Origin of the sequence: Methanobrevibacter sp. (assembly GCF_017447225.1) — an archaeon.
Taxonomy (GTDB): Archaea; Methanobacteriota; Methanobacteria; order Methanobacteriales; family Methanobacteriaceae; genus Methanocatella.
This window is the reverse complement of sequence record NZ_JAFSNZ010000096.1, coordinates 1-5,891: the sequence shown is the minus strand read 5'-3', so window position 1 is coordinate 5,891 and position 5,891 is coordinate 1. Positions and strand designations below refer to the sequence as shown.

General features: G+C 35.3%; 5 protein-coding genes. 3 read left to right on the top strand and 2 right to left on the bottom strand.

All coding sequences use genetic code 11. The annotated features are described in order from the left end of the window. Window positions 1-25 precede the first annotated feature (25 nt). The gene (locus tag IJQ68_RS09215; protein ID WP_292799571.1) at window positions 26-1,693 is read right to left on the bottom strand and encodes a glutamate--tRNA ligase; all 1,668 of its coding nucleotides are present in this window, start codon (window positions 1,691-1,693) and stop codon (window positions 26-28) included. A 180-nt stretch (window positions 1,694-1,873) separates the two neighbouring features. Between IJQ68_RS09215 and IJQ68_RS09210 the strand changes: the two genes are divergently transcribed. From IJQ68_RS09210 to IJQ68_RS09200, 3 genes are read left to right on the top strand one after another with little or no spacing between them, the layout of a single operon-like run. Next, window positions 1,874-2,875 carry a tetratricopeptide repeat protein gene (locus tag IJQ68_RS09210; RefSeq protein ID WP_292799568.1) on the top strand — a complete coding sequence of 334 codons (1,002 nt, stop codon included), beginning with the start codon at window positions 1,874-1,876 and terminating at the stop codon, window positions 2,873-2,875. 1 nt (window position 2,876) lies between these two features. After that, window positions 2,877-3,884, top strand: a complete 1,008-nt coding sequence (locus IJQ68_RS09205; protein WP_292799565.1) for an aldo/keto reductase — start codon at window positions 2,877-2,879, stop codon at window positions 3,882-3,884. A gap of 2 nt (window positions 3,885-3,886) precedes the next feature. After that, window positions 3,887-4,708: a class I SAM-dependent methyltransferase gene (locus IJQ68_RS09200; RefSeq protein WP_292799562.1), complete on the top strand. Its 822-nt coding sequence runs from the start codon at window positions 3,887-3,889 to the stop codon at window positions 4,706-4,708. Between the two features lie 208 nt (window positions 4,709-4,916). Here the strand turns inward: IJQ68_RS09200 and IJQ68_RS09195 are convergent, their stop codons facing one another. Continuing rightward, complete coding sequence (locus IJQ68_RS09195) at window positions 4,917-5,654, bottom strand: hypothetical protein (RefSeq protein ID WP_292799559.1); 738 nt, start codon at window positions 5,652-5,654, stop codon at window positions 4,917-4,919. Window positions 5,655-5,891 lie beyond the last annotated feature (237 nt).

Sequence of the window (5,891 nt, the reverse complement as noted above, 5' to 3'; positions counted from 1 at the left end):
TTAGTGAATAGAGTCATCAAATCACCTATTTATGAGCATAGTAGAATACTAATCCGTCATCTTTGATTTCATCCAAACGTGCAAAACCTATTCTTTCAAACTGAACAATGTCTCCGACTTTCAAATCTTTTAAAGCTGATTCTCCAAGACCTGTTTTTAGTGATGCGTCATCCATGACTATGGTGACATTAACATTATCATCAACAGGAACCCATTGGATGATTTTGGCTTTCAACTCTCTTGCTTCTTCAAAGGAATCTGAGTTGTAAGTAATATCGCCATCATTAATATCGACATTGACAGCATCCATCAGTCTGAATATTCCATCGGCAATATCGGACTCTGCAAGATAAGCGCTGCCGTTGAATGGAAGTAATCTGTTGCCTCTATCCAGGTGGTCTGCATGAAGGGGTCTTTCAATGACCATATCTCCGCCGTTATAATTGTTTACTTCAATCAATTGAGGATTTTCCACAAAGAAATAACGGTTTGCTACAGGTTCGAGGAAGTTACGGTTTAGACCATATATTTTTTTCCAGCTGATAGCTGAATCTGCCATTTTTACACCGATTTCTGTAATTAAATTGTAAATGGTTCTAGGGTCGATTCCACGTCTTGCGATTGCCCTTAAGGTTCCGAGCCTTGGGTCATCCCATCCGCTGTAGGTTCCCTCTTCAATTCCTGCAAGTGCTTTGGAGGTGCTTAATGCAATATCTTCCATTTTCAATCTGCCGTAATGGATGAATTCCGGTAAGTCCCATCCCATATGGTCATAGAGGTATTTCTGTTTTTCACTGTTGGCCAAATGGTCTTTTCCTCTTAAAACATGAGTCATTCCCATCAAATGGTCATCCACAGCTACTGAGAAGTTCATCATAGGATATATTCGGTATTTGTTGCCTAATCTAGGGTGAGTCTCATCAACTAGTCTCATTGCAACCCAGTCACGGATAGCAGGATTTTTATGGTTGATATCTGTTTTTACTCTTAAAACTGCTTCACCGGCTTCCATTGTATCGAATTTTTCCCATAATTCAAGGTTTTCTTCAACTGAATTGTCTCTGCACGGACATGGCTTGCAGCTGTCTTTCAATTCCTTGAATGTGGCGCCGTCACATGTACACATGTATGCTGCACCTTTTTCTATCAATTGACGTGCATAATCATAATAAATTTCGAATCTGTCGGACTGATAAATTATCTCATCAGGATTGATTCCCAGCCATTCCAGATCCTGAGGAATCATTTCATAAGCGTCTTCATATACTCTTTTTGGGTCGGTATCCTCTATTCTTAAAATCAGTTTACCATTATGTCTTTTAACGTATTCTGCATTAGGAACTGCTGCTCTTGAGTGTCCGATGTGAAGCGGTCCGCTCGGATTTGGAGCAAAACGCAGAACTATATTTTCATGTGTTCCCGGAAGTTCCTGAAGTCCCACTTCTTTGACTTTCTTTTTTTCCTGAACTTCAACGCCGAATTTTTCCATTTCATTGGCCTGTTCATCGGCTGACAAATTATTGACTTGAGCTACGATTTTTCCTGCAATAGGACCGATTTCCTTTGCTCTGCTTCTGAGTTCAGGTTCATTTGCCATGATAGAACCGATTACAGCACCGGGATTTGCGTTTCCCTTATGTTTGGCAGCATTCAATAAAGCATGCTTATATACAATTTCTTCTAAATCATTCATTTAATCATCACAATTTAAATTTTATAAAATAAGTAATAAGAGTGAAACTTCAACTCTTTATCTATTAATAATATTTAAATAAAGATATAAAAATACTTAATGTTTTTAAGTTGAAAAAACAAATTTAAATTAGAGTAGTTATGAAAAAATGGAATTTGATAAATTATATAGGTTGATAAAATGAGTGATGCTATAGAAACGGCAAAGCTATATATTGAAGATGAAAACTACGAAGAGGCATTCAAGCTTGCTAAAAAAAGACACGGGAAAGATGATGTTGAGTCTTATTTGACAATTATTGACTTATTAATTGAAAAAGATTATCTGATTGCTTTAGAGGAAAAAGGCCTGTATTATCAGTATTATGATGAAACTCACGATAATGGAGATTTTGGTGAGAAATACTTTGATCAATACCTGGAAAAACAGCCTCGATCCATCAATGTCATCTGTGACAAGGCACTGTCCAGATTCAATAAAAACAAGATTGATGAAGCGCTGGAATATATGGATAAGGCTGAAGAAAAATATAAATCCTATTCACCGATTGAAAAGCCACGTATCTCTAAAAAGGAAGTCATAATGGGAAAGATTGAACTTCTCATTCAGGCCAAAAGATATGATGATGCCTTAAAAAGCCTGGACAAATATGAAAGTCAGTTCGGCGGAGATACAAAATCAGACTTATACAAAGGCCAGATGCTTCAGAAAAACGGCAAAAACAATGAGGCACTGGAATATCTTGATAAGTCACTTCTCAATGAAGACACGTTAATCGGATTTAATGCAAAAGGCGATGCGTTATACGAACTTCATGAATATAAGGACGCATTGAAATTCTACAACAACTGCATTGACTATGAAAAACAGGTTGACGATTTGGAACTGATTACGAACTTCAACTATAAGGCAGCTTTCTGCTGTGTAAAATTAGGTAATGACAGTGAGGCAATTAAATATTTAAATAAAACCATTAATCTGTTAAATGAACATGGAAGACTTCCAAAGGATTTAGAAGCGATATATCAGAAATGTTCCTTTGAAAAGGAAAGAATCATGAAGACCGGAGAAGTTAAAGACCAGGAATTCAAAAAGACAAGATTTTTTTCAGCAAGAACCTCAATTATACTGTTAATAATAATTCTTATTTTTTATGTAATATTGAAAATGATCGGTTATTAAAATGAGACTTGGAAAAACAAATTTAGAAGTTAACAAAAACGGATTCGGCGCTCTGCCTATCCAAAGAAGAAATATGAAAGATTCAGTTGAAATCCTGCATCATGCATATGAAAACGGAATAGATTTCTATGACACTGCGCATTTCTATACTGACAGTGAAGCAAAACTTGGCGAAGCTTTTGAAGATGTACGGGAAAACATCTATCTTGCAAGCAAAGGTGCTGCCGAAGAAGTTGAAGAGTTCTGGAAACAGCTGGAGCAATCATTAAAAAGCATGAAAACTGACTATCTGGATTTGTATCAGTTCCACAATATATCATTTTGTCCGAAAAGTGAAGATGACCTATATAAAGCAATGCTTGAAGCAAAAGAAGAAGGATTAATAAACCACATTGGTATTACAACACATAAAATTACAATAGCTCATGAGGCAATTGAATCAGGACTGTATGAAACACTGCAATACCCGTTTTCTTATTTAAGCGGTCAGGAAGAAATTGATCTGGTGAACAAATGCAAAGAATTGGATGTCGGTTTTATTGCAATGAAAGCGATGGGTGGAGGACTCATTACAAATTCAAAAGCATCATACGCATACATTAACCAGTTCGATAATGTGCTTCCTATCTGGGGAATTCAGAAAATGGAAGAGCTTGATGAGTTTTTATCATATGACGAAAATACTCTTTTGAATGAAGAACTGAAAACAGCTATAGAAAACGACAAAAAGCAATTAGGCGAGGATTTCTGCAGAGGATGCGGATACTGCATGCCATGCCCTGAAGGCATTAATATCAGTTTATGTGCCAGAATGTCCCTTTGGATTAGAAGATTTCCGGCTGAACCTTATTTGACCGAAGAATATCAAGAAATGATGGACAAGACCCTTGACTGCATGGAATGCTACGCATGTGTTGATAACTGTCCATACGAACTGGAAATCCCACGTCTTCTTAAGGAAAACTATGAAGATTACCAGAATGTATTAAATGGAAAAACAGAAGTGTAATTATGAAGCAATGCATTGAAAACCCTGATGATGTTAAATGGGATGAATTCTGGGCTGAACAGTTAACGCAAAAAGAAGATCGTGGAAAGGACTGGGATAAAGCTGCAGTTTCATTTCACAAAAGAGCTAAAAAAGATGATTATCATGACCTTTTGTTTTCAAAACTGATTTTGGATGAAAATGACAGCGTGCTTGATTTAGGCTGCGGTGAAGGCTCAATTACATTACCACTAGCTGAAAAAGTAAGAAGCATTACTGGCGTTGACTCATCTCCTAAAATGCTTGAACTTTTAAAAGAAAGAGCTGAAGAAAAAGGAATTAATAATGTCAAAACCATATTAAAGCCACTTGAGGAAATTACCTATGAAGAAGTAGGTTCACATGACGTCGTTTTGGCATCAAGATCACTTAACGGAATCATTCCAATAAAAGAAACCTTAGAAACAATTGACAAAATAGCTAATAAATATGTTTTCATAACATTGTTCGGACCTGAAAACTGGAAAATTGAAGGGGAATTCAATGAATACATCGGACGTGAAAACAAACACTTTCCGGGACATAACTACCTGTTCAACATACTCTTCAATATGGGAATATATGCAAATGTTGAAAGACTGGACATCATGGCATATAGAGAGTATGAAAATATTGAAGAGGCAATGGACAACGGCAAGTTCCGCCTTGATTTGTTGAATGATGAAGAAAAAAATAAATTAAAAGAATATTTAGGAAATATTCTCACCAAAGACCCTGAAACCGGAAAATTATACAACAAAAAGGATAAGGCAGACTGGATTTTGATTTGGTGGAAAAAAGATTAATATTTAGAATATTTCACTAGAATACATTCATTTCAAACAAATGTTTTTTAAATCATTAAAGTTAGTATGCATACAAACTCCATGCCCCTACGTTTTATTATAGTAATTCCTCAAAGGAATTTGGTAAAGGGAATCTTTCATGCAACATTTCAGCTGTTTTGGAGCTGATTTCAATATCGCTGAATTCATCCAAGTTTTTTATGAAAATTCACCCCATTGAAGTATTGGCAGGGTTATAGTAGAGCTGTGCCGCATAAAATGCATATTGCCTTTCGTCATATTTGCTTTTATATTTTATAGCTTCAGCAATCAAGTAATAATAAAAAGCTTTCATGTCATTTGGCCAGGCTTCAATGCTTTTTTTCATGTCAATGGCTATTTTAATACGGCCGTTTCCAAAAAATCTATTTTCCAGATTATTCAATTCTCTGAATGCTTCGGATGGAAGTATTTCCTTAATCTTATCCCGAGCCCTCATCAATCCATTATCTATTAGAAAACTTCTGAAATCACTATCTTCAATATTGTCTACAACTTTTCTAATTGATTCCTCATCCCCCAATTGACGTATGATGTGGTATTCTGGTCCTTTTGATATGATTAAATCTGCAAGGAACTGTTCATCTGTGATTCTGTGAATGATAGCCTTAGCGATGTTTCTTTGATTGTCTCCCACAAATTTTATCCCTTCAAGTTTTTTCAGATAAGACTCATCATTGATTCTGTGAAACATGTTTACGATTTCCCCAACTGAAAATCCACTATCCTTCACAGAATCTTTTGATTTGAATATTGCATCAAACAATTCTTGATCACTCATTTCCTTAGTGTTTATCTGTCCTGATGGCTTCCTAACCTGTTTTTGATTGTTAATTTCCGTCGGTTCACTTTTCTGATTTGAAGTATTATTCTTGTTATTTCCTAAAATTCTATCTAAAAAACTCATATTCCATCCTCTTTTATTTGATAAACGAAATTTTTTTCAGCAAGAACAGAAACGGCAACAAGCAAAACAACCAAAGACAGTATTAGTTTATTTTTCATTCTTAACCTCCGATTTTAAAAAAAAGCATGAATAATGCTTCCAGTTAATTAAAACTAATTAAAAATTTATCAAGAGGATTCACCATAATTCTCTAATTTAATACTTTTCATGTTTTTTACTAATTTCTAGTTATTTATG